1 pseudogene is annotated in these 292 nt (G+C 74.0%); it reads right to left on the bottom strand.

From position 1 onward, the window contains the following. Positions 1-29 precede the first annotated feature (29 nt). A pseudogene (locus ACLBXO_RS32150) lies at positions 30-292 on the bottom strand (macrolide ABC transporter ATP-binding protein); the annotation flags it as partial.

Genomic DNA, 292 nt, shown 5'->3' on the forward strand with positions numbered 1-292 from the left:
CAACGCGAGGAGGAGCGCCTGAGACAGGCTCATGCCGCCACCGCCCGCGGGCCGACGCCCCGCACGTCGACGTGGATCCGGCCGTCGCGGAGGTGGATCGTGCGCGCGCACCGGGCCGCGACCGCCGCATCATGGGTGATCATGATCACGGTCTGTCCGCTCCGGTTGAGCTCGCGGAACAGGTCGAGGATCTCGGCGCGGGTGCGGCTGTCGAGGGCGCCGGTCGGCTCGTCGGCGAGCAGGACCGCCGGAGCGCCCACCAGCGCGCGCGCGATGGCCACCCGCTGTTGCT

The organism is Methylobacterium sp. C33D (genome assembly GCF_053345825.1).